Genomic DNA, 20,680 nt, shown 5'->3' with positions numbered 1-20,680 from the left:
TGATCAGTTATTTCCGTTAAAAGCTTCCATAGTGGTATTCTCGGACGCATTCACACCCTCCCTTTTGAAAACCTTGACAAAAGTAAGGTAAAGAATATGTAAATCTAAACCGAAAGAGATGTGATCTACATAATAGCAATCAAGTAAGAATTTTTCTTTCCAAGAGATCGCATTCCTTCCGTTGACCTGCGCCCAACCTGTTATACCCGGACGCACAGCATGTCTTTTTTTTTGGTCCTCACTATAAAGCGGTAGATATTGCGGTAAAAGGGGTCTGGGACCAATTAGGCTCATATCGCCTATGATCACATTCAGCAATTGCGGCAGCTCATCAAGAGAACTGTTTCTAACAAATCTGCCAACGGCAGTAAGCCGTAAATGGTCTGGTAATAGTTGTCCCTTGATATCTAACCTGTCGTTCATTGTTTTGAATTTGATAATCCTGAACAGCTTTTCGTTTTTGCCTGGCCTTACCTGAAAAAAGAAGGGCTTACCATTGTTAGCAAAAAGAAGGAGTATCGTTACAATTAAAAAAATAGGCGAAAGAAGCGCGAAAGCTACAACTGAAATTAAAAAATCTAACACCCTTTTTATTATAGTTTTATACATTTTCAATCAATAAATTATATTCATTCAATAAAGCATTCCAAACTAAATCTCGTCGGTAATTTTCAACAATGTTAATCCGTGCCTTTGATGCTGCTTTTTGATAAAAATTCTGATCATTTATAAACATGTCCATTGCCCTCTTCAAGCCAATCGGATCATTTACTTCCACAATTAGTCCATTCTCATTATTGCTGATAATTTCATTACTACCATTAATATCGGTAACAATGCAAGGAAGGCCCATTGCTCCGCCCTGAAGTACAACATTGGGGAATCCCTCGCGCCAGCTCGGAAGAATTAGTACCTGAGAAATAGCATAATAGGGTCGAACGTCATCTTGAAATCCTACACTGATTATCATGTGATTCATCTCGATCTCCTGAATGGTTTCCTTACGCAGCGGATCGAGCAAAGGCTCGGGTTCACCAACTAACAAAAGCCTGGCATTGGGCGTATCCTTGGAAAAATTCTGAAACGCAATTATCAATTCATTTATACCTTTATCACCAACCAGACGGCCTACAAAAACAAAAACAAAGTCATCTGATCCAATGCCCAATTTAGAGCGCAACGCTTCCTTTTGGGCATTGCCTATCATGGCTGGATCGAAATAATTCTCATCGATTCCATTAACATTTCCGTTTCCAATTACACTTAAAGGCTTGGTCGTAATATTGAACCTGCGCAAATCATTCATTACCCCTTGCCCTTCCGGATAGATGTGAGTTGCGAATTTGCACAGGATTCGATCCATGGTAATCAGAAGTTTTTGCATGCTCCCTTTTTTCGTTGGGAAGATAAGACCAGTAAATGTATGTATTCGAATAGGGATTTTTGCAAAATACCCTGCTGCCATAGTTAAAAGACCGGCTTTAGGTGTTATTGAATGTACGATCAAAGGTTTTTCTTTTCGTAAAACACGATATAAATTAATTAGAGAAACTAAATCTTTGAAAGGCGATATTTTTCGCTCCATGTTAACTGCGACTACACGAACACCTTCTCTTGATCGCACTTTTTCTAAGTCAGCACCTTCTCCTGACAAAGCAACGACTTCAAAATGTTCGTTTAGAAATTTTAACTGGCCGTTAAGTAGGACGGCTAACGATGCTGGTATCGTCGAGGTTCTTACTATTTTATGCATTGCCAATCTTTTTTCTATTTAATATCTCTTCATATAATTTAATTTCGCGGTCAACCATCCTTGAAATATCGTAAACCTTTACCCGAAGTGCTGCTCGGTTCTTTACCTGCTCAAAAAAAGACTTGTTTGTGATTAATTGCAAAATCTTTCTGCTCAGCTCCTCTTCATTCCCAGGATCAAATAGAAGGCTGTCATCTTCTACTACTTCAGCCAATCCTGCGACTTTTGACGCTAAAACCGGTACGCCTGCAGCCATACTTTCTGCGGCAAACAAACCAAAGCCCTCCCAATGGGAACTCAACACTGAAAGATCGACCATCTTTAAGAGACTTGGAACATCACTCCGATTACCTAGAAATAAAATTCTATTTCCCAACCCTTCCGCTCTTACCATATCTTTACACAAACTCAGCCGTTCTCCTGTACCTACAAAAAGTATTTTAACATGGTTAGGCAACATCTTTGCAGCTCTTATTAATGTATCATGATCCTTTTGTGCTCGAAAGGCCGCAACCATTAAGATAAGATAATCTCTTTGTTCAATCCCAGGGAAAAGTTTCCGGTCAGCAGTATCCGCATTAGTATAGACGGAAATATCAATGCCATTCTCTATGGTAATCGCTTTCCCCTTTAGCTGTGGCAAATGTTTAATTAGAGCAGCCTTAACCTGTTCGGTTATACAGACGATAGTATTATAGCGATTATATACAAATTTCTCCGGAAGTTTGAACACGCTATTGTTCCACCTGCGGTTTTCAGTGTTATGTTCTGTAAAAACTAAAGGAACACTTGATTGTTTGAGAAAGGACGCCATGGCAACCCAATATTGTGCCGGGAATAGGTGGACATGGATAAGATCATAGTCTTTGAGATACCGCATCAGTCTTATTGCATTTAAAGGGTTGTAAACATTATGGGAATTTAAACTATGGAAAGGTATGCCATAGCGATTAACCGTCTCATCCAAAAATGTTCTACTCGACCCAATAGTTAAAAGGGAAATCTCAATGCCTTTTTCTTTAAAAATGGGCAAAGCATCCACAATGAGTTTTTCTGCCCCTCCGATATAGAGTGAATTTATGATGTGAAGCACTTTCATTGCGGAATCATTATAAGGGTAATCTATTTATCATCTAAGAATATAATTCACGAATATGTTTCACAAGCAAACTATCTATAATCAGGTTTAGACCAGTCATTCCCCCTCGAAATGTTTGAGAAATTCTTAAGAAAAAGTTTTTTTGATGTATTGATAACTTTGATGATATTGTTAGAGAGTGTTAAATTATCTGAGCGGTTGTTAATTATAGCATTAGAATCATAGGTGAAATTTCCGTCTATCTCGAATATATTACCATTTATAAATATCCCTTTTGTAGGGGATATATTTTTGGTGGTGATATACATCAGTGCCCTGTCTTGAGGGCTATCCTTTGCAAAGCTTTTTCTAAGACCCACATTTTTTTTAAAATTTTTATTTGAGAATGAGTTGCCTTCAATGTATACAGATTGGTACTCACCCCGGGCATTATCTTCAGAAAGTATCATCCCCAGATCGCTACCATTGAATGTATTATTAAATATTTTGTGACCACCATCGGTCTGTTCAACATGTAATGCACGATCATATCCCTCAATTACCTTATTATTCTGTAAAGTTAAACTGCGACACATATACTCAATAACAATGCCAGCACGGCCAAGCTGACGCGTTTTTTGGGTATTATTTTCTACAAAATTGTTTTTTATTATACCTGAGCGTGCATTGGAAACATAAATACCATCCCCATAATTATCAGTTTTGGGATTGAAACCCCAAACGTTGATAATCTTTGAATTGGAAATCTCCACACGTTGAAAACATGAAGTTGCAGCAATGCCCTCCTGTTTTGTTGTACTGATGTAAATTCCCTCGCCATAAAAATCCCTGATCGTAACATTGTCAATATATGCTTCTCGTTTATCGAAAATTGCTAAACCAGCAGACCATTTAAGTTGATTAATCTTGGGGTGCTGTGCATTAAACGGGGTATTGTTACCGACTAGGTTTAAATTGGAAATCCGGAAATTTCCTGAAGACTCATCAAATAGATATCCAACCACCACAAACATATGATCTTGCGATTGTGATAAAAAGGTTGGGTTTAGCCCTCCCTTTTGCCGTCCCAGGATGCTCACGTCTCCTCTAAGAAAATCCATCACAAGCATTTTTCCAATCTTATAAGTTCCAAACGGAACAATTACCTTTACTTTAGAAAATTTTTTAGCCTCTGTTAGGCATTTCTGTATAGCTGCATAATCTTCACTTTTACCATCTCCCTTGGCCCCATAATCTTTAACATTGAGAACCTTAGTACTTGATTGTTGTGCACATCCGGTACTAATATAAAGTATTAAGAATAACAGCAGGTATATTTTATTTCGGCTGAAATTAAAGTTCAACATTTACAGATTTTTTATCTTTTAGTTCATAGATCACAGAAGCTGCCACTTTTGCGAAAGGTTTCATTAAAAGCAATGTTTTGTCTAAACTTAAGCTTTTTCCAGTATACCTTTTAAACCTGTAAAAATTAACCAGTGCTCGAAACTTTTGGAAAAGAGGGATTGGCATTGAGGCGAGTTCAGCATAGCATAAGCAGGTATTCACAGGGCTTTTCATTCTTATTGAAAATATTTTAGCGGTTAGTCCATCTGGCTGATAATCGCATACATATTTGTTCATGTTGAGATACATCAAATTGAAATCTTTCAAACGGTTAAAAAAGAGTGCTTCCGGGCAGAACTTTTCACCTTTCGTGAGCGGAAATGGATACTTTTTAAATAGTGAGGTCCGTATAATTTCTGCTTTATCTCCAATCTCCTTGTATTTATATCGGAATTCCAACGGACTGCAGTTAAGCTCTTCATATTGTGGAGCGCCTATAGCCTCACCAGAGGGAAAACATCTATTGAACGCTATTCCTGCAAAGGAATCGTCCCGATCAATCCTTAGCCATTCCTTTTTAATTACCTCCACCGTGTCAGGTACCAGAAAATCGTCACTATCCACAATAAAAAAAATATCTGTCTCCGCAAGCTGAACACCTCTGTTGATCGCAATGTGTTTGCCGGCATTTTCCTGCTTCTCATACTTCAATTTAAAAGGAAGTTTTGATGATTGGATACTCTCGAAAAATGCCTGAGTTTCATCCGTACTCCCGTCATCCACAACAATCCATTCAAAGGTTGAAACTGACTGATTCTTCAAACTTTCAAAGAGCCGCGGCAAAAGTTTCGCCCGATTATAGGTAGGAGTAAATATTGTTACCATCAATTAAATTGGTTTTCTAATTATCGTCTTGGTCAAAAGAACCCAACTATTCGATCCTATTCTAAAGGAGTTACGAATGATTGTCATGATCCTACCTGCCAAATCCAATTTTGGAAATTCCAGATAAGCTTTGAACAGCCTATGTGATTCTTTGGGCATTTTATCCGAATAATGATCAAAAAAAGATAAGTTAGCCTGATAATGTTTTCTATCCAGGACCGGATTGTTTCGATCCAAAAATGTCCGGATTCTCGAGGTATATTTGACCGAAACATTACCAGTGACATTGTTATCATGTTGCCTGTACAACATTAGCGATTCATCCAAGCACTTAAGCTTCCCGAATGTTACTGCTGCAATGGTAACAAGATGATCATGCATGAAAACATACTGGGGAGGATCGATAATCTCGTTTAAGAGAGCCCTATTGAAAATCAAAGAAGAACCTTGTGCACCGCTATTTAAGAACAAACTATCCCTCAGATCATGCCTATCAAACAGATTCACTTTTTCAGCCGTTACTCTACCTTCGCGATAAGCAAACGCATTACAATAGCCTGCACAGGGCATTTCCTCGTCTGCAATCAGAGCAACCAGTTTTTCAAGTTTGAGTTCTAGCCAAATGTCATCTTGATCGCAGAAAATGATCATATCGGCGGTAGAATATTTGAAAAGATGAATAAAATTATTTGCAGCTCCACCGCATCTGATACCATCCTGGATAAAATTTATACGATTGTCCTTCTGCACAAACATCTCAAGAATATCGACTGTCCCATCTTGGGAACCGTCATCATGGATAAGCAGGGTCCAATCTTGATAGGACTGGTTTATCAACGATAGAATTTGTTCTTCAATATATTTTGCACCGTTATAGGTGGCCATTAAGATATCTACTCTCTTCATTATATTTCAAAATAAGGTCTTATCAAATGAGGGTCTATCAGCTTATATGAATAATATAAAAGGAAGCAAAGAAACAAAAAATGCAAGAGGACAAAATAGTACTTATCTTTCCCTTTCTGTAATTGCGCAAGCATAGTAGGTAAAAGTATCACACCGAACTGAAACAACAGATAGGTAAACCGCTGAAATATAGGAGACTGAAAAAAAAGCATATTCAGAGACACTCCCAGAGCAAAAACCCTGTAATAGAATGAGAGATCAAGATCATTGTCCTGCAAACGCTTGTAAAACAGCGTATAGATCGCCATAATAGCTAAACCAAAAACCGTAACGACCAACCCAGCTCCCCCTGATTCCTCCAGATATACGGACATGTATTGAGGTACACCTGCGAGGGAAAGAAGCAAAGGGAAAAAATTCACAAACAATCCAATCGTACAAAAAACAGGCATGATCAGGTAAACATATTTGTTTTTAACCAAAAATACAAATGGGGCAATTAATAAAATTACCACTGATGCATTATGGAACAGCATGGCAAATATGAAACTTAACAAAAACAGTATGAATCGTCTATTTGCTAAAAAATATATCGCATAAAATGCTATAGAAGCACTTAATGCATATCTTATTTGGGTAAAATCCCGATATAGATAGAAGAAACTCAGATAAAATAAAACTGAAGTGAAGGGCAAGGGGCTTACTTTATAGATAAAAGAATAAGTGAAAAGACCTGTAGCAACGGCCATAATAAAAAACACCCAATTTATGTCCCCACCGGCCATCGAAATCACTTTGTTCAGCAACATGTACCCTCTTTCAGTATTCTCCCAGTAGTTACCGGCAAGGATATCTGATAAGGAATAGTTTATCGTTGAATTAAATATTTCGACATAGTTAATACTATCGTTATCTACACCAACTGTACGAAATGCAGGGAAGCAGATCACTATCGAACAAAAAAGCAAAAATATAATCGATTTGAGAAGCTTACCCTGCACATAATCGAAGATTGTGCAAGTAAAAGCTACTGAAAAGATCATATAATATATCAACATCTGCTACAGTTGTTCTAAACTAACTAAATACTCCCTAATATCAGTCTCCTGGTTATTGACCAGCATTTCTGATATTATTGACTTGTTTTTTTTACTTTTGACCGCTTTAAGCGCATTTAATGAAAAATCATTTACCTTAAGATATTCAAAACCATAAGCTCCAAAATCGCCTATATTCGGCGATTTAACTATCGGTACGATCCCGTAGTACATATATTCAACGAGCTTGGTCGGGCAGGCTACATTATTGACAGGGATATCATCTCTTAGAATAAATCCGTAATTAGCGCGGTTATAATATCCGACCAGCTCCTCGGGTGCTACGGAATAGATGAAAACATTCTTTTTCTCATCTAATCCTTTGGAAGCAGCTTTGGCTTTCATTTCTTCAGGGCTGCCCGTAAGCAGGGTATACGTGATTTTTGGGCTTAAATTATCAGCGATTATATCCAACATCAGATCAACATTTTGCCATTTCTGTAGATTGCCGCTATATACTACATTTATCATATCTGACTCCTCAATAGGTTGCTGATTGACACCATTTTGGATATTGTTGGGCATAATTGGGTAGATCAGATTCTTGTAGTTCAAACCAAGATACTTTTTCTTAAAATGATTTGCCATGGATTCCGTAACAGAAATGGCTAAAAAAAGCCTTTTAAACAACACACGTTCTGTTAAGGCATACAATTTTGACTTGCTTGCATAACCGGCTAAGAGGTGCTCCTCAGGCACAATGCCATGAACATCAAGAATGTACTTTGACTGGGTAAGAATCAATAGTATTGGCAGGATCGGCAGGGCATTTTGGATTGAATGAAAATAGATTAGTTTGCTGCTCCTGAAAAGACGTAAAATAAAGAAAAAGTGGACAAAAAGATTACATCTATATTGTATAACACCTGGGAAAATCTCCTTTTGTTCTTTTTTCGCATAAAGCCGGTGCGAGACAAAAAGATAAGCGCGCTTATCATCGGCAAACTGTCGATCCACAGCAATCATACGCTGAGACATCCCCTCTTTGGCAGTTTCCTGATTTGGGTATTCTGCCATAAATAGAATTGACCTATCCATTCTTCAATACTTCTAAAATCCGTATTGAGCTTTTGCCGTCACCATAAGGATTATGTGCCTTACTCATCAAAGAATACTCATGCTGATCATCAAGCAGCTGAAATGCAGCCCCGGTAATCTGCTCCTTGACGGTTCCCACCAACTTAACCGTACCTGCCTGCAAAGCTTCTGGCCTTTCAGTATTATCTCTCATTACCAGTACGGGCTTTCCCAAACTGGGTGCTTCCTCCTGAACCCCCCACTGTCGGTGAGTATCAAATAGCTTTTTTCCATTAGCCAAACAAATGCAGGATATCCAAGCGGACTGATCAATTTGACGTTCGGAATGTCTTTGAGGATTTCATGTACCGGCCCTTGTACATTTGGATTCAGATGCACAGGATAAATGATCTGAACATCAGGCCTTGACGATAATTTTTTGATTGCCTTACAGATATTAATAAATCCTTCCCCAAAATTTTCGCGCCTATGGCCTGTTACTAAAATCACCTTTTTCTCTACCGATAAAATTTTCTTAAGAGAATCTATTTCATTGTCCGTATAGTCTTTTAATTTATCAACGGCCCAAAGGAGCGCATCAATAACAGTATTTCCCACAACCTTTATTGAATCTTTTTTACATCCTTCATCAAGCAAATTTTGTTGGGAAACCTCAGTAGGCGCGAAATGTATATCTGCTAAGCGGCCGGTAAGCTGGCGATTTATCTCTTCGGGAAAAGGCGACCATTTATCATGCGTGCGTAAGCCGGCCTCTACGTGACATACTTTAGCTCCACTATAGAATGCAGCTAAAGCAGAGACCATAGATGTAGTGGTATCCCCATGTACCAAAACATAATCTGGCTTGAAATTTTCCATTACAGGTTTTAACCCCGTTATCAGGTCAGCGGTTAACTGGAAAAGATTTTGTCCTGGTCTCATAAGATTCAGATCGAAGTCTGGCACGACCTCAAAGAAATCCAGTACCTGATCTAACATCTCCCTATGCTGGGCCGTTACGCAGACCTTGGTGCAGAAACTTAAACCATCGCTTTTTAAAACCTTGACCAGGGGCGCCATCTTAATTGCCTCTGGCCGAGTTCCAAAAATTAATAAAATGTTTTTCATTTTCGATTATAAAATTATTAAGAGGACGGAAAAAAGAGTTTTCTAAATAGAAAAACCATCATCAAAAAGTAAATAACGTAGTTGATAAAAAATGCAATCGATATCCCTTGCAATCCGAAATAAGTTATAAAAAAGTATCCTAATACAACCCACAATATTGAAAAAATAGTTTCAGTGAACATTGCTGTCTTTAACATTGACTTAGCAATCAAGAGGTAACCGAGCATTAAGGAGGCGACTTTCATTACATCGCCAAGCAACTGAAATAAAAACAAATGCTCCATTGCTAAAAACTCGGGAGTATATAACGTTCTAATGATAAAAAAACGCAGGAAATATATCATAGCACACCCAAGCATTGTGAAAGGAACAATGATCTTGAAGCCATATTTTATCTCCTTCCTGATTTCCGCATCTGTCTTGAGAGAAGAGAGTTTTGGAAGGTAGTAGATATTGATCGAGGTGGTAATCATTAATAGGTAGCCATCAGAAACCCTCATCATCCCCTGCCAATAACCAGCACTAGCAATTCCCAGCTTATCTATTATGATGTTACGGAGGAGAATTTGCGAAACCGGTACGGTAAGCGCTGAAACCAAGGCAATCAGTCCATAACCAGCCAGCTTCTTTGCAAAGAACATATCAAAGCTCGCGGTAAAAAAGGATAATTTAAACCAATCTACTTTTCGGATGAAGAATATACTTAAGAGAAAGACTAGTGTCTGGCCTACAACCATTGCGTAAAGTGCACCGCTTATTTTAAAAAAATAAACGAAAACGACAGTAACAAGCAGCCCAAACAATGCACCTGCGGTATTTACAAAAGTATATATCCTAATCTCTTTCTTACCATTAAGTATTGAAATGATGAGGGTATTTACCGAAAAAAAAACCAAGGTAAGCGCAAGAGCCCTAAAAACATTAGCATAGTCATCACTATAAAGAATCCATTTAGAGAAAAATGTGGCAAACAATCCGACAATAATCCCACAGGAAAGTGCAGAATAAACTGAAATTTTAAATGCTGTACTGAAGATGATTTTGAGCCGTTCTGGATCATTTTCATATTCCGCCGTATATTTTACTACTCCATTACTGATCGCCCCATTAGCTACGGTGAGGATGACTGCAAGAAAACTGACAAACTGACCCAAGATAGCGACACCTGTGGGGCCGGTAATCATTGCGATAACCTTGGAAGCTACAAAGCCAGAGCCAATCTTTATAAAAGTGATTATCCCAGAGAATATGGAAGTTTTAATTAGCTTCATATTGATCAGGCGTCTGCTGTCAAATTACGGATCACTCTTTTACCGATTAGAACTATTGTTGTAGCTAAGGCACCCAAAATCCCACCCAATACCAAAAATATCGTTTTACTCGTCCGTTTTTTATAAAGAGGGTAAATTGGTTCGTCAATTACCTGTATCAAGGGCTGCTCTTTTAACAAAGACATCTTCGCAAGTTCCAGATTCTGCAATAGCGTGCTTAGCACAGCTTTGTTAGTTTCTGCAGTAAACTGTGACTGCTGCATGGGAACAACTCTGCGGATCTGCCTTGTAGGATTTAAATTAGGGGTGGCGTCTGCTACAGCTGCCGACGAAAATATTGCGCCGTTCATTACAGCCCTGACTGAGTCGGTTTTATGCTGAAGTATACTGATATTTCTAACTGATTTTTTTGTAATGGTTGATATGTAGAAATCATTTACATTTTTAACCAGACGTTCATTAAAGAGTTTCGCAAATACCTCATCTTTCGCCTTAACGTCAACTTGTAAGGTATTGAGTTTTTTATCTGGTTTGAATATAGTCAAATAGGCCATGTTTATATCTGCAACGATAGTACTCATTAGACTATCTTTGAGCCTGATCTCTGAAGCGGACCTCAATGTATCCACCCTGTTGAAGTCTATAGCTAAAAGCCCGGGATTTTTTTTCCATGTTTCCCTTAATTTATTGGCTTCTATATATCTTTCTACTAACAGTTGTGGTTTTCCGCTTATGCTGACCCGGCTCAACAGTGTTTTTTCCAGCATAGTTCTAGATTTGTAGAGCGCCAGTATGTTCTCACCTTGAAATATCCCACCTCCTCCACTACCGAGATCGATCCCAGCCATTGACGCAAGTCCTCCCAGCCCCCCAAATCCACCGGATTTTTCGCCCTCCTCAAGCACAAAAGTTGTCGTTGCCGTGTAGACCGGTTTTTTAAGAAACGCGTAGCCCACACCGATGAGTGCTCCCAGAAAACCGAAAAGAAATATTAATAACCATTTGGACTTTAAGTATTGATACCATTCAACAATTCTGAGAAGAATCCCAGTGATAGTAACTTTATCTTCATTATCGGTTTTCAGATTGCTAACTGCCATTGTAATTTTAATATGATAGATATTTTACCCTTAAAGCAATTACCTAAGTATGCTAACTAAAATTGCTCCTAAAGAGGCAACAGCCGTGCCAATCCCAATCCAACTCTGGGCACTTAACCGTTCTCTTTCTGCTCTTTTCGGAACCAATATCTCTGCACCAGGCTTAACAACAGGATAATTATTAAAAAACAAAAACCTACTCACTGCTGCTGCGGATCCGTTCGCATATTTAATATAGGTACCGCCTTTTCTCGCATTCGAAGTAAAACCACCCGCACCATTGATATATTGCCTCAGGCTTTTTCCTGGCAGATAAACTATACTATTTGGATTGAGTACTTCTCCTGTAATCTTAACCGTTTGTAAGGTACGCGGAATACGGATCACATCCCCGTCTTCCACAATCAAATCATATTTGCCTAATGGTTTTTCAATGATGCGTTCCAGATTAATGCCAACCAAATCACTTTGAATGAGTTTCTGCTCAATCTCAGCCGATAAAGTATCTTTTGTACCAGATTCCTGAGCACGTTTTAAGTTCAGGTATTTTTTGTCTTCCTCTTCTTTATTGTTTATGGCATTCTTATCTGCTGGATTTACTTTTTCTGCACCCGGACGTTTTAAACTGGCCCCTTCAGCATAAGCATAAGAAGTAAGCCCGCCGGCTCTTTTGATCACATCAGAAATACGCTCATTTTTATTGATAATGGTATAAGTGCCTGGATAAAGCACCTCGCCCTCTAGTTTGACCTGTTTCTGAACAGAATAACCCTCAGCATTTCTTACCGATACAATATCAAAAGGTTGCAAAACAAAAGTCGGCCCCTCAATTTTCAGGTTACGGTCAACTGAAAGGGTAAATATTTCTGCTGTACGGGAAGTTTTACCTACAGTGTCTGCGCTTTTAACCCTCCTGGAGATTTCAATCCGGCTGGGCGTAGCACCTTCTTTAAATCCACCTGCCATTTGGATTAAATCCTGAACACTGGTGTTATCTGCATAATCGAATGTGCCAGGCTGCCTTACCTCTCCCTGGATACTCAGCTTATATTCGTCTCTCAGGTCAAACAAAGACGATATCGTTACCTTATCCTCTCGCTGAAGCGGTATGTCGGCTTGTGCACCAGACATGATCTTCGCCACATCAAAAGAAATCAAACTGGCAGTATTGTCGAAATTTAAACGGTTAATATAACCTCTGTTTAAAAAGGCATCTTCTTTTAAGCCTTCGGCTTTCGTAATCAGGCTTTTTAAAGTAGCACCATCTTCCAGCGAATACATCCCGGGACGAAAAACAGCCCCGTTGATTTCCACCTTATTGGCAAAACGGTCTAAAATGGCATCTACAATAAATTTATCTCCATTCTGAGGCGTATAGCTATTAAATTGTGTGTTCGGAACATCAACAATTTTGCGTTCTCTATTGGTATTTTGCAATACTTTAATATTGGCGCTGTAAGCTTCGGTTGAAAAGCCCCCGGCAAAACGCAGCACGTCAGCCAGGCTTTCGCCAGATACCACTTCAAACAAGGCAGGTCTTTTGACCTCACCAGACATTTCAACGCGCTTTTCGTAAACCGGGATATTAATTACATCCTGATCCTGCAAACGAATATTTCCTTTCTGGACACCATTGAGCAGAAAGTCGTACACATCAATGGTGGATACGACCTTGTTTCCTCTGATGACCTGAATTTTACGGAATGATCCGTTCTCATTTGGCCCACCTGAAGCATTTAAAGCATTAAATACGGTTGAAAGCGAGGACAGGGAGTAGGAACCTGGCTTTACTACTTCACCAACCAGGGTGATTTTGATTGTCCGGATATTGCCCAGGTTTACCGCCACACTTGTCCTGCCTGTTTTTAATGAAGGATATGTGGAGCCGAGACTGCTTCGTATTTTACTGATCGCCTGTTCAATAGTAAGGCCACCAACAGAAATGTTTCCGACATACTGTACGCGTATAATTCCATCAGGACTAACCTTCAGCTTATAACTGGCTTCGTTATCGCCACTTAAATCGATCAAAAGTTCATCATCCGGCCCAATGACATAACCCTTAGGGGTAGCCATTCTAAGATTGGGCTCGAATGTAAGGCCACTGCTGGAAAAAAGTTCTTTCCCGAAGATTTTAGGCTTTAAACCTTCGAATATATTGTTATTGTTTCCCTGTATACTTTTGGTTGAATCACGATTAATTCTGACTGCTGTTCTTGACCGCTCATCACTTTCTGCTGCACCAATATTCGACGTGTTGGTGCCTTGCACGGCACCACTGGTTGTTCCATCCTGCTTCCGGATTTTCTCTACCCTTATCCGCAGTTTTTGGATTTCCTCAGCTTTCATCCCTTGTGCAGCGGCCATCTGCTCCAACTGTGCATCATTATAACCGATAGATTCTGCACGCTGGATCAATTGTCTGATCTGCGTATCATTCAGGTCGTCGACCTTTACATTTGCATAATTGGTCTGAGCCATTGACTGCTGGAAAACAGTCAGCATGATCAGAAATAGTAAGGTTGTAAATATGTTTTTCAACTTTATTAGGTATAGGAAGTACTATTAATTATTGATTATTCGAAATAGTTCAGCGTGTTGAACCCGCCCTCTTTTAAATACTGGTCTTTTTTCATGACTTGCAAATCTGAATGCACCATTTCTTTTACTAACGCAGGAAGATCGTATTTAGGCTCCCAACCTAACTGGGTTTTTGATTTCGTAGGATCGCCAAGCAGCAGATCAACCTCCGTTGGCCTGAAGTATTTGGCATCAACCTGGATCACCGTTTGGCCTGGTTTTAAAGTATCTGCATTTAGTCCCAAACCGGCCATCTTTTCTTCGTCAACACCGATTACGACACCTTTTTCATATTCATCTTTTCCGCTGAATTCTACCTCTATTCCCAGTTCGGCAAAACTCATTCGTACAAAATCCCTAACCGTTGTGGTCACCCCGGTTGCAATTACATAATCTTCGGGTTTTTCCTGCTGCAAAATCAGCCACATGGCTTCAATGTAATCTTTTGCATGTCCCCAATCCCGCTGGGCAGAGAGGTTACCCAAAAAAAGACATTGCTGTAAACCAAGGGCAATTTTAGCCGTAGCCCGGGTGATTTTACGGGTTACAAAAGTTTCTCCTCTTAAGGGGCTTTCATGGTTAAAGAGAATGCCGTTGCAGGCGTACATGCCATAAGCTTCACGGTAATTTACCGTAATCCAATAAGCATACATTTTCGCCACAGCATAAGGCGAACGCGGATAAAAAGGTGTGGTTTCGCTTTGTGGCACCGCTTGTACCAGGCCATATAATTCTGAAGTAGAGGCCTGATAGATCTTAGTTTTGGTTAAGCCGAGTATCCTGATGGCTTCCAAAAGCCTAAGCGTACCTATTCCATCTGCATTAGCGGTGTATTCAGGCATCTCAAAGCTCACGTGCACATGGCTCATGGCTGCCAGATTATAAATTTCGTCAGGTTGTGTCTCCTGGATAATCCTGATCAGGTTTGTGGAATCCGTAAGGTCACCAAAATGAAGTTTGAAATTAACATTGCTTTCATGCTGATCCTGGTACAGGTGATCGATCCGATCGGTATTAAATAACGACGACCGCCTCTTCAAACCATGAACCTTGTATCCTTTTTTGAGCAGAAACTCTGCAAGATAAGCCCCATCCTGGCCTGTAACACCTGTTATTAGCGCAACTTTCATATACTTTATTTGATAACCTTTTAAGCGAGCAAACATACATATTTTTTTTAGCTAAATGACAGACAAGCTCAGTTCAATTAATAAGAATGTAAAAAAAGTGATATTTTCTACTCTCGAGCCTCTAAGCTGTTGGCATTTAAAATATAAATGCTTATCAATAATCTACTTCTGATAAATATCTTTACTTTTGATGTTGATATCCCCAACTTAAATGAAAAAAATTGTACTCCTTTTAATCCTTCTTGCACCATCATCACTCATTTTTTCTCAAACAAGTGCAGACTATAATTATTCCATAGGTTTAAGAGCCTACAGCATCATGCAACTGCCCAAAATACTTAACCAGACCAATTATCAGGATTTTAGCCATACCTACGCGAATGCGCTATTGATGAAGTTCAATGACAACCAGATCAGCTACCGGGTTGGGGGGAATTTTTACAGAAAAGACATCACCTTTAATAATACCTGCGCAAACTGTGAAACAGCTGTGGGTACAGTGACCGATTTTGCCTTTAAAGTTGGCTTTGAAAAGAATTTTACTTATTCCCGCATCCAACCCTATTTCGGAATAGACCTGGGCTACCGCTCTAACCGTTTTAGCGGAAATACTTATCCGAGCAATACGATGTATGCGGCTACCGCAAGGTATGCGGAGTCATCAAAAAACGGACTGGTTGTATCGCCCGTAATTGGTGTGAAGCTCAATTTACTCCCTTACATGAATTTATTTGCAGAAAGTAGTCTTGATTATTTTTATTCGTATGAACGCCAGGATTTAACAGATGCAAACGGAACTTCGAGGACGGTAAATACCTATCAAAAATCAGAGTTTCTGCTCAACCTCTTCTCTGCAGGGATCCAGTTTAACATCAGCAGAAGAAATTAGCTTTAATTGAAGGGCGATTTAACAAAAAATCCAGAGAAAAATCTGACACTGATATTTATAAATCCACCTCGATTATTAACTTGGTTTCGATCAATGGGCTGTAATTTAGGTTATTTGGCGCCTTGAATGAACGGTCGTCACCCTGGACTTCTGCTCGGCTAGTCAGACGGGTGTTTCGGGGTCTTTATAGTAAGGGAGGGTATAAGGAAAGATGCTGAATTAAATTCAGCATGACGATCGCATGAGGTGAAGCGGCTAAACGCGAACTATGATTCCAATATAAATCCAAATCAAGTTTATAGCGCCAGATGCACAGGTACATATCTTCTCTTTTAGCACCCTCTCGTTTGGATAATTAATATTTTTTCTGAATAAGTGCCTTCTTGTAGCTTGAAAGATAAGGTTGTATCAAAAAGATTTACACTGCCATCAAACAACTTATATTTTGATACGTCGTCATTCCCAATTTAATTGGGAATCCTAATGCTATTGCAGGGCGCTTTAAGATTAGCTTCGCGGAGCAAGTTATGGCTCCAGCCTGCGAGAGAATGATGGGGAAAGAAATAAATTCTGTTCTAAATTGCGACTTAAAATATTATGCCAATAACAGCAAGCTTATTTCCTGATTGCCTTTTCCCATACCGCTGATTGTTTTCCTTTAAAAAACCGTAAAGTACCTGCCACTACCGCATAATTCATCATACAGAAATAATAGGGAATGAATAAAATCTTAAGTCTGATTTTCCGCTTTTCCAGCCAGAAACCGCAGAGTGCCATCAGGTAAAACAGCGTTTGCAGTAAAAACAGGGTATAATATATATTGCCGCCGTACTGTGCTATAATAAACACATTAGTGAGGTAGGCAGCAATGAGCGCCAGTGGCGTCAGTGTCCACCTCAGCACACGGTGGCTGATGTACTGAAAGGTAAGTACGGGATCCCTGAAAGGGTTCATCAGCGATTTTAACCAGATAACCGACTGAATACCTCCGGCTCCAATCCTGACCTTCCGTTTGAGCTCTTCACTGATATTTGCAGAGGAAGTTTCCTGGGCGAAAGCATCGGGCTCATATTTGATGCGGTAACCCTTTTCTGCAATCCGCATCGAGATCATAAAGTCGTCAAGGATACTATTTTTCGGCACGGGCTGATAAAGTGACCTCCTGATGCTATATAATTCGCCTGCCGCACCTACAACAGTATGTAGTTCTGAATCCCATTCCTTCAGCTTCGATTCATACTTCCAGTAAATCCCTTCTCCGGCAGTTGCATCGGCGTGTTTATCAGTATATACTTTTTTCTCGCCTGCAACCCCACCCACGCGTTCATCTGCATAATGTTTACAGAGATGGAACAGGGCATCTGCATTAAGAAAGGTGTTTGCATCAGTAAAAACAACAAGATCGGTATCAACACTTTCCATGGCGCGGTGCACGGCTGCGATTTTCCCTTTACGATCTGCAGAATGCATGAGGTGAATCTGCTGATAACGCGAAACAATTTCTGGCGTACGGTCTGTTGAGCCATCTGTAACAAAAATAAGCTGAAGCTTCCCGGCAGGATAATTAAGGGCCAGCGTATTATTAATCTTCTCTTCAATAAAATCCTGCTCATTGAAAGCTGCTACAATAAGTGTACAGGTTGGCAGCTCCTGATCACCAAAAACTTTCGGAACTGCCGGAGCAAATACACGTTTAACCAAAATCAAGATGTATAGTAAAATCCCATAGCCGATATACGTATAAAACACCAGCAGAATAGCGATAATGAAGAAAACTTGCATAAAATAATGTATTGGTATATGTTTTTGGGGTTAAAATGACTGGGTATTATGGCTGAGATTCCAATAGACCGCTTTGAACAAGGCATTAATATGTTTAAGCTTACCTCTGATCAGGAATTTCAGGAAGTTTCTCGGAAATACAATCAGGCCAAAATAAAGGCAGAACAGCGCCCGTTTATAAAAAGCGTAATGCTTTCTCACCAGCAATATCCTGTTCCTGTTCATGTAATAAACTTTAAGCGGACTATCTGCCCCGACCGAAACGGATTCTTTATGGTAAATCTGGGCAAACGTATTCACCCGGATCTTAAACCCTGCTTTTCGGATGTTCAGGCTCCAATCCATCTCTTCATAATAGAGGAAAAAATTCTCTGCCATTAATCCTGCCTGCCCGCAAACTTCCCGCGAAATCATCATTGCTGCACCATGCGCAAAAGCGGTAATAAAGACTTTGTTGTCGTACTGCCCCTGATCATCTTCAAACTGACCCAAACAGTGGTTTCTGGCCGTAATCGGGGTAAGTTCTGTAAAACCAACGTACTGGATCTTCCGCGGATGCTCAAAATACCTGATCTTTGGGCAGACCACCCCGGTATCAGGAAAATCCTGAAAAGTTGCACTAAGCGTTTCCAACAGGCCGGGAGTAAACTCGGTATCATTATTTACCAGAAAAAGGTAATCGCCATCTGCTGCTGCGATCCCCAGGTTATTTCCTCCTGCAAACCCGAGATTGAGCTCCGATTGAATAAATTTAACCTGAGGATACCGCTCCTTCCAAACAGGAATAAAATGCTCCTTGCTGCCGTTATCCACAATAATGATCTCGATGTTGGGATAAGTATTTGTTGTAAAAATGGAGTCGAGTAATTGTTGGGTTACCGCTGGCTGATTATAATTTACACTGATCACTGAAATTTTTTTGCCCTGCAGATTTTCAGTCAGATTCATCATCGGTTGCTTACGGATTTAAAAAATTGTGGGTCCATTTTAATGCTTTTCATCTGCAGGTTTTGGGTAGCAGCTAACCGTTTACCCAGTTTCGGCCCGGTTCCAGCTACTGCTATGCGTGATCAAATTTATAATAATAACACTAAATAAGGCTTAAAATTTAAGGAAAAGCTGATCAGATTAAGCAAATGCAGCTGATCTATATTCCTGTTATCTATAAAATCGGATTTCTGAACACCGCTTTACAACTGAGCATTCTAAAGAAAAGGACTGATTATTTAATAAAAAATTGCATTTATGAGGGTTCTATTTATATCTTAGATGTTTCGAAATTTAGACCTGCATGCTCTTTAATTCCCTCAGTTTCTTTCTGTTTTTTTCTACGGTTCTCTTACTTTATTATTTTTTGCCAAAAAAATATGTGTGGATGATGTTGCTGGCTGCCAGCCTGTTTTTTTACATGTGCTGGAAGTGGGAATACATCTTTCTGCTCTTTTTCCCTGCAACCATAGATTTTTTCGTAGCCAGGCAGATAGAGAAAACGGTAGCGCAACGGCGAAAAAAAATGCTCCTTTGCATCAGTATCATCACCAATCTCGGGCTTCTCTTCTACTTTAAGTATTTTAACTTTTTTCTCGACAGTATCAATACCACATCTGCATGGCTTGGATCACCACTCTTATTGCATAGTGCAAAAATTCTTCTTCCTGTCGGGATTTCTTTCTATACCTTTCAGAGCATAAGCTATACCGTAGAGGTTTACCGTGGAAATATGATTGCTGAAAAGAATTTTGGCAGGTTTGCGCTCTTTGTGTCGTTTTTCCCACAACTGGTAGCAGGCCCCATCAACCGCCCGCAGGTACTTCTTCCACAGGTTAATAACTTAAAGCCGCTTGAGGCTGACAACCTGATTATCGGCGCCAGGCGAATATTATGGGGGCTGTTTAAAAAAGTAGTGGTGGCAGACCGGCTGGCATTTTTTGTGAACCTGGTTTACAACAATCCCGAATCATACCATGGCTTATCTGTTCTTTGTGCCACCATATTTTTTGCTTTTCAGATTTACTGCGATTTTTCGGGCTATTCTGATATTGCCATAGGCGTAGCTAAAATGATGGGAGTTGACCTGATGAGAAATTTCAACAAGCCTTACTTCTCATCATCAATACGCGAATTCTGGAGCAAATGGCACATTTCCCTGTCTACCTGGTTCAGAGATTATCTTTATATTCCGCTTGGAGGAAACAAGGTGGGAATGGGCCGCTGGATATTTAACTTATTCATTACTTTCCTGGTATCAGGGGTATGGCACGGGGCAAGTGTAAATTTTATTATCTGGGGAGCGCTTCACGGTTTGTTGATCTCACTTGAATCGTTAAATCAGCGAAAAAAGTTTTTCAATTTTAAACTCCCGCGATGGCTGGGTACATTCTGGACATTCTCAGCGGTATGTTTTGCATGGATTTTTTTCAGGGCTAATAACCTCCATGATTCTTTTACGATTATCAAAAACCTTTTTGATTATGGTCATTCCTTTATTGCTGAGATCAGGCAATCTACAGGAGCTGATCTTTACAACTTCGCCGTAGGCTTTCCACTGATTTTGTTATTGCTCATCTTTGAAGGTTTTTGGGGCAACCAAAGGGTGCAATATTATTTCTATGCCTATCAATCGGTACGTTTTTTAAGCTACCTCACCTTAATCCTACTTATTGCCTTATTCGGAGTACTGGTATCACAAAGCAGTTTCATTTATTTTCAATTCTAGC

At 39.7% G+C, this 20,680-nt stretch carries 16 protein-coding genes and 1 pseudogene; 2 read left to right on the top strand and 15 right to left on the bottom strand.

Going from position 1 to position 20,680, the window contains the following annotated elements; all coding sequences use genetic code 11:
• Window positions 1-3 precede the first annotated feature (3 nt).
• The 13 genes and pseudogenes from DV942_RS14970 to gmd all read right to left on the bottom strand — a co-directional run bounded on the left by DV942_RS14970 (window position 4) and on the right by gmd (window position 15,292).
• The gene (locus tag DV942_RS14970; RefSeq protein ID WP_145858762.1) at window positions 4-609 is read right to left on the bottom strand and encodes a sugar transferase; all 606 of its coding nucleotides are present in this window, start codon (window positions 607-609) and stop codon (window positions 4-6) included.
• The gene (locus tag DV942_RS14965) at window positions 602-1,753 is read right to left on the bottom strand and encodes a glycosyltransferase family 4 protein (RefSeq protein ID WP_145858759.1); all 1,152 of its coding nucleotides are present in this window, start codon (window positions 1,751-1,753) and stop codon (window positions 602-604) included. The genes DV942_RS14970 and DV942_RS14965 overlap by 8 nt, the downstream gene beginning before the upstream one ends.
• Complete coding sequence (locus DV942_RS14960; protein ID WP_145858757.1) at window positions 1,746-2,852, bottom strand: glycosyltransferase family 4 protein; 1,107 nt, start codon at window positions 2,850-2,852, stop codon at window positions 1,746-1,748. Before DV942_RS14960 ends, DV942_RS14965 begins: the two co-directional genes overlap by 8 nt.
• Window positions 2,853-2,923: 71 nt before the next feature.
• A complete protein-coding gene (locus DV942_RS14955) occupies window positions 2,924-4,198 on the bottom strand; it encodes a right-handed parallel beta-helix repeat-containing protein (RefSeq protein WP_145858755.1) in 1,275 nt (424 codons plus the stop codon).
• Window positions 4,185-5,000 (bottom strand): glycosyltransferase family A protein, encoded by an 816-nt coding sequence (locus tag DV942_RS14950; RefSeq protein WP_342354885.1) that lies wholly within the window; start codon window positions 4,998-5,000, stop codon window positions 4,185-4,187. The genes DV942_RS14955 and DV942_RS14950 overlap by 14 nt, the downstream gene beginning before the upstream one ends.
• A gap of 66 nt (window positions 5,001-5,066) precedes the next feature.
• Window positions 5,067-5,969, bottom strand: a complete 903-nt coding sequence (locus DV942_RS14945) for a glycosyltransferase family 2 protein (RefSeq protein WP_145858749.1) — start codon at window positions 5,967-5,969, stop codon at window positions 5,067-5,069.
• Window positions 5,969-7,012, bottom strand: coding sequence for an EpsG family protein (locus DV942_RS14940; RefSeq protein ID WP_186462315.1), 1,044 nt, complete (start codon window positions 7,010-7,012; stop codon window positions 5,969-5,971). Before DV942_RS14940 ends, DV942_RS14945 begins: the two co-directional genes overlap by 1 nt.
• A gap of 18 nt (window positions 7,013-7,030) precedes the next feature.
• On the bottom strand, window positions 7,031-8,104 hold the full coding sequence (locus DV942_RS14935) for a glycosyltransferase family protein (protein ID WP_145858742.1): 1,074 nt from the start codon (window positions 8,102-8,104) through the stop codon (window positions 7,031-7,033).
• A pseudogene (wecB, locus tag DV942_RS14930) lies at window positions 8,097-9,163 on the bottom strand (non-hydrolyzing UDP-N-acetylglucosamine 2-epimerase). Before wecB ends, DV942_RS14935 begins: the two are co-directional and overlap by 8 nt.
• 65 nt (window positions 9,164-9,228) lie before the next feature.
• Entirely contained in the window at window positions 9,229-10,482 is a 1,254-nt protein-coding gene (locus tag DV942_RS14925) for an O-antigen translocase (protein WP_145858740.1), read from the bottom strand.
• 5 nt (window positions 10,483-10,487) lie between these two features.
• Window positions 10,488-11,582 (bottom strand): Wzz/FepE/Etk N-terminal domain-containing protein, encoded by a 1,095-nt coding sequence (locus DV942_RS14920; RefSeq protein WP_145858738.1) that lies wholly within the window; start codon window positions 11,580-11,582, stop codon window positions 10,488-10,490.
• A 39-nt stretch (window positions 11,583-11,621) separates the two neighbouring features.
• Window positions 11,622-14,129, bottom strand: a complete 2,508-nt coding sequence (locus tag DV942_RS14915) for an SLBB domain-containing protein (protein WP_403001977.1) — start codon at window positions 14,127-14,129, stop codon at window positions 11,622-11,624.
• Between the two features lie 29 nt (window positions 14,130-14,158).
• A complete protein-coding gene (gene gmd, locus DV942_RS14910) occupies window positions 14,159-15,292 on the bottom strand; it encodes a GDP-mannose 4,6-dehydratase (protein WP_134204607.1) in 1,134 nt (377 codons plus the stop codon).
• A gap of 211 nt (window positions 15,293-15,503) precedes the next feature.
• Here gmd and DV942_RS14905 point away from each other — a divergent pair, with 211 nt between their 5' ends.
• Window positions 15,504-16,181, top strand: a complete 678-nt coding sequence (locus tag DV942_RS14905) for a hypothetical protein (protein ID WP_145858736.1) — start codon at window positions 15,504-15,506, stop codon at window positions 16,179-16,181.
• Between the two features lie 615 nt (window positions 16,182-16,796).
• On the opposite strand, the gene DV942_RS14900 is transcribed toward DV942_RS14905, so the two are convergent.
• The gene (locus DV942_RS14900; protein WP_145858733.1) at window positions 16,797-17,963 is read right to left on the bottom strand and encodes a glycosyltransferase family 2 protein; all 1,167 of its coding nucleotides are present in this window, start codon (window positions 17,961-17,963) and stop codon (window positions 16,797-16,799) included.
• Between the two features lie 30 nt (window positions 17,964-17,993).
• Entirely contained in the window at window positions 17,994-18,914 is a 921-nt protein-coding gene (locus DV942_RS14895) for a glycosyltransferase family 2 protein (RefSeq protein WP_244950706.1), read from the bottom strand.
• Between the two features lie 403 nt (window positions 18,915-19,317).
• On the opposite strand from DV942_RS14895, the gene DV942_RS14890 reads away from it, so the two are divergent.
• Window positions 19,318-20,679 (top strand): MBOAT family O-acyltransferase, encoded by a 1,362-nt coding sequence (locus DV942_RS14890; RefSeq protein ID WP_244950705.1) that lies wholly within the window; start codon window positions 19,318-19,320, stop codon window positions 20,677-20,679.
• Window position 20,680: the final 1 nt, after the last annotated feature.

The organism is Pedobacter suwonensis (assembly GCF_007833675.1).
GTDB classification, from domain to species: domain Bacteria; phylum Bacteroidota; class Bacteroidia; order Sphingobacteriales; family Sphingobacteriaceae; genus Pedobacter; species Pedobacter suwonensis.
The sequence above is the reverse complement of the archived record's forward strand: the minus strand, read 5'-3'. Positions and strand labels throughout refer to the sequence as shown.

Bases quoted from the DNA above. Each gene is read 5' to 3' on its own strand.
- DV942_RS14940 (WP_186462315.1), bottom strand. From the start codon at position 7,012: ATGATCTTTTCAGTAGCTTTTACTTGCACAATCTTCGATTATGTGCAG.
- DV942_RS14970 (WP_145858762.1), bottom strand. From the start codon at position 609: ATGTATAAAACTATAATAAAAAGGGTGTTAGATTTTTTAATTTCAGTT.
- DV942_RS14895 (WP_244950706.1), bottom strand. From the start codon at position 18,914: ATGATGAATCTGACTGAAAATCTGCAGGGCAAAAAAATTTCAGTGATC.
- DV942_RS14955 (WP_145858755.1), bottom strand. From the start codon at position 4,198: ATGTTGAACTTTAATTTCAGCCGAAATAAAATATACCTGCTGTTATTC.
- DV942_RS14925 (WP_145858740.1), bottom strand. From the start codon at position 10,482: ATGAAGCTAATTAAAACTTCCATATTCTCTGGGATAATCACTTTTATA.
- DV942_RS14920 (WP_145858738.1), bottom strand. From the start codon at position 11,582: ATGGCAGTTAGCAATCTGAAAACCGATAATGAAGATAAAGTTACTATC.
- gmd (WP_134204607.1), bottom strand. From the start codon at position 15,292: ATGAAAGTTGCGCTAATAACAGGTGTTACAGGCCAGGATGGGGCTTAT.
- DV942_RS14965 (WP_145858759.1), bottom strand. From the start codon at position 1,753: ATGCATAAAATAGTAAGAACCTCGACGATACCAGCATCGTTAGCCGTC.
- DV942_RS14905 (WP_145858736.1), top strand. From the start codon at position 15,504: ATGAAAAAAATTGTACTCCTTTTAATCCTTCTTGCACCATCATCACTC.
- DV942_RS14960 (WP_145858757.1), bottom strand. From the start codon at position 2,852: ATGAAAGTGCTTCACATCATAAATTCACTCTATATCGGAGGGGCAGAA.
- DV942_RS14900 (WP_145858733.1), bottom strand. From the start codon at position 17,963: ATGCAAGTTTTCTTCATTATCGCTATTCTGCTGGTGTTTTATACGTAT.
- DV942_RS14935 (WP_145858742.1), bottom strand. From the start codon at position 8,104: ATGGATAGGTCAATTCTATTTATGGCAGAATACCCAAATCAGGAAACT.
- DV942_RS14945 (WP_145858749.1), bottom strand. From the start codon at position 5,969: ATGAAGAGAGTAGATATCTTAATGGCCACCTATAACGGTGCAAAATAT.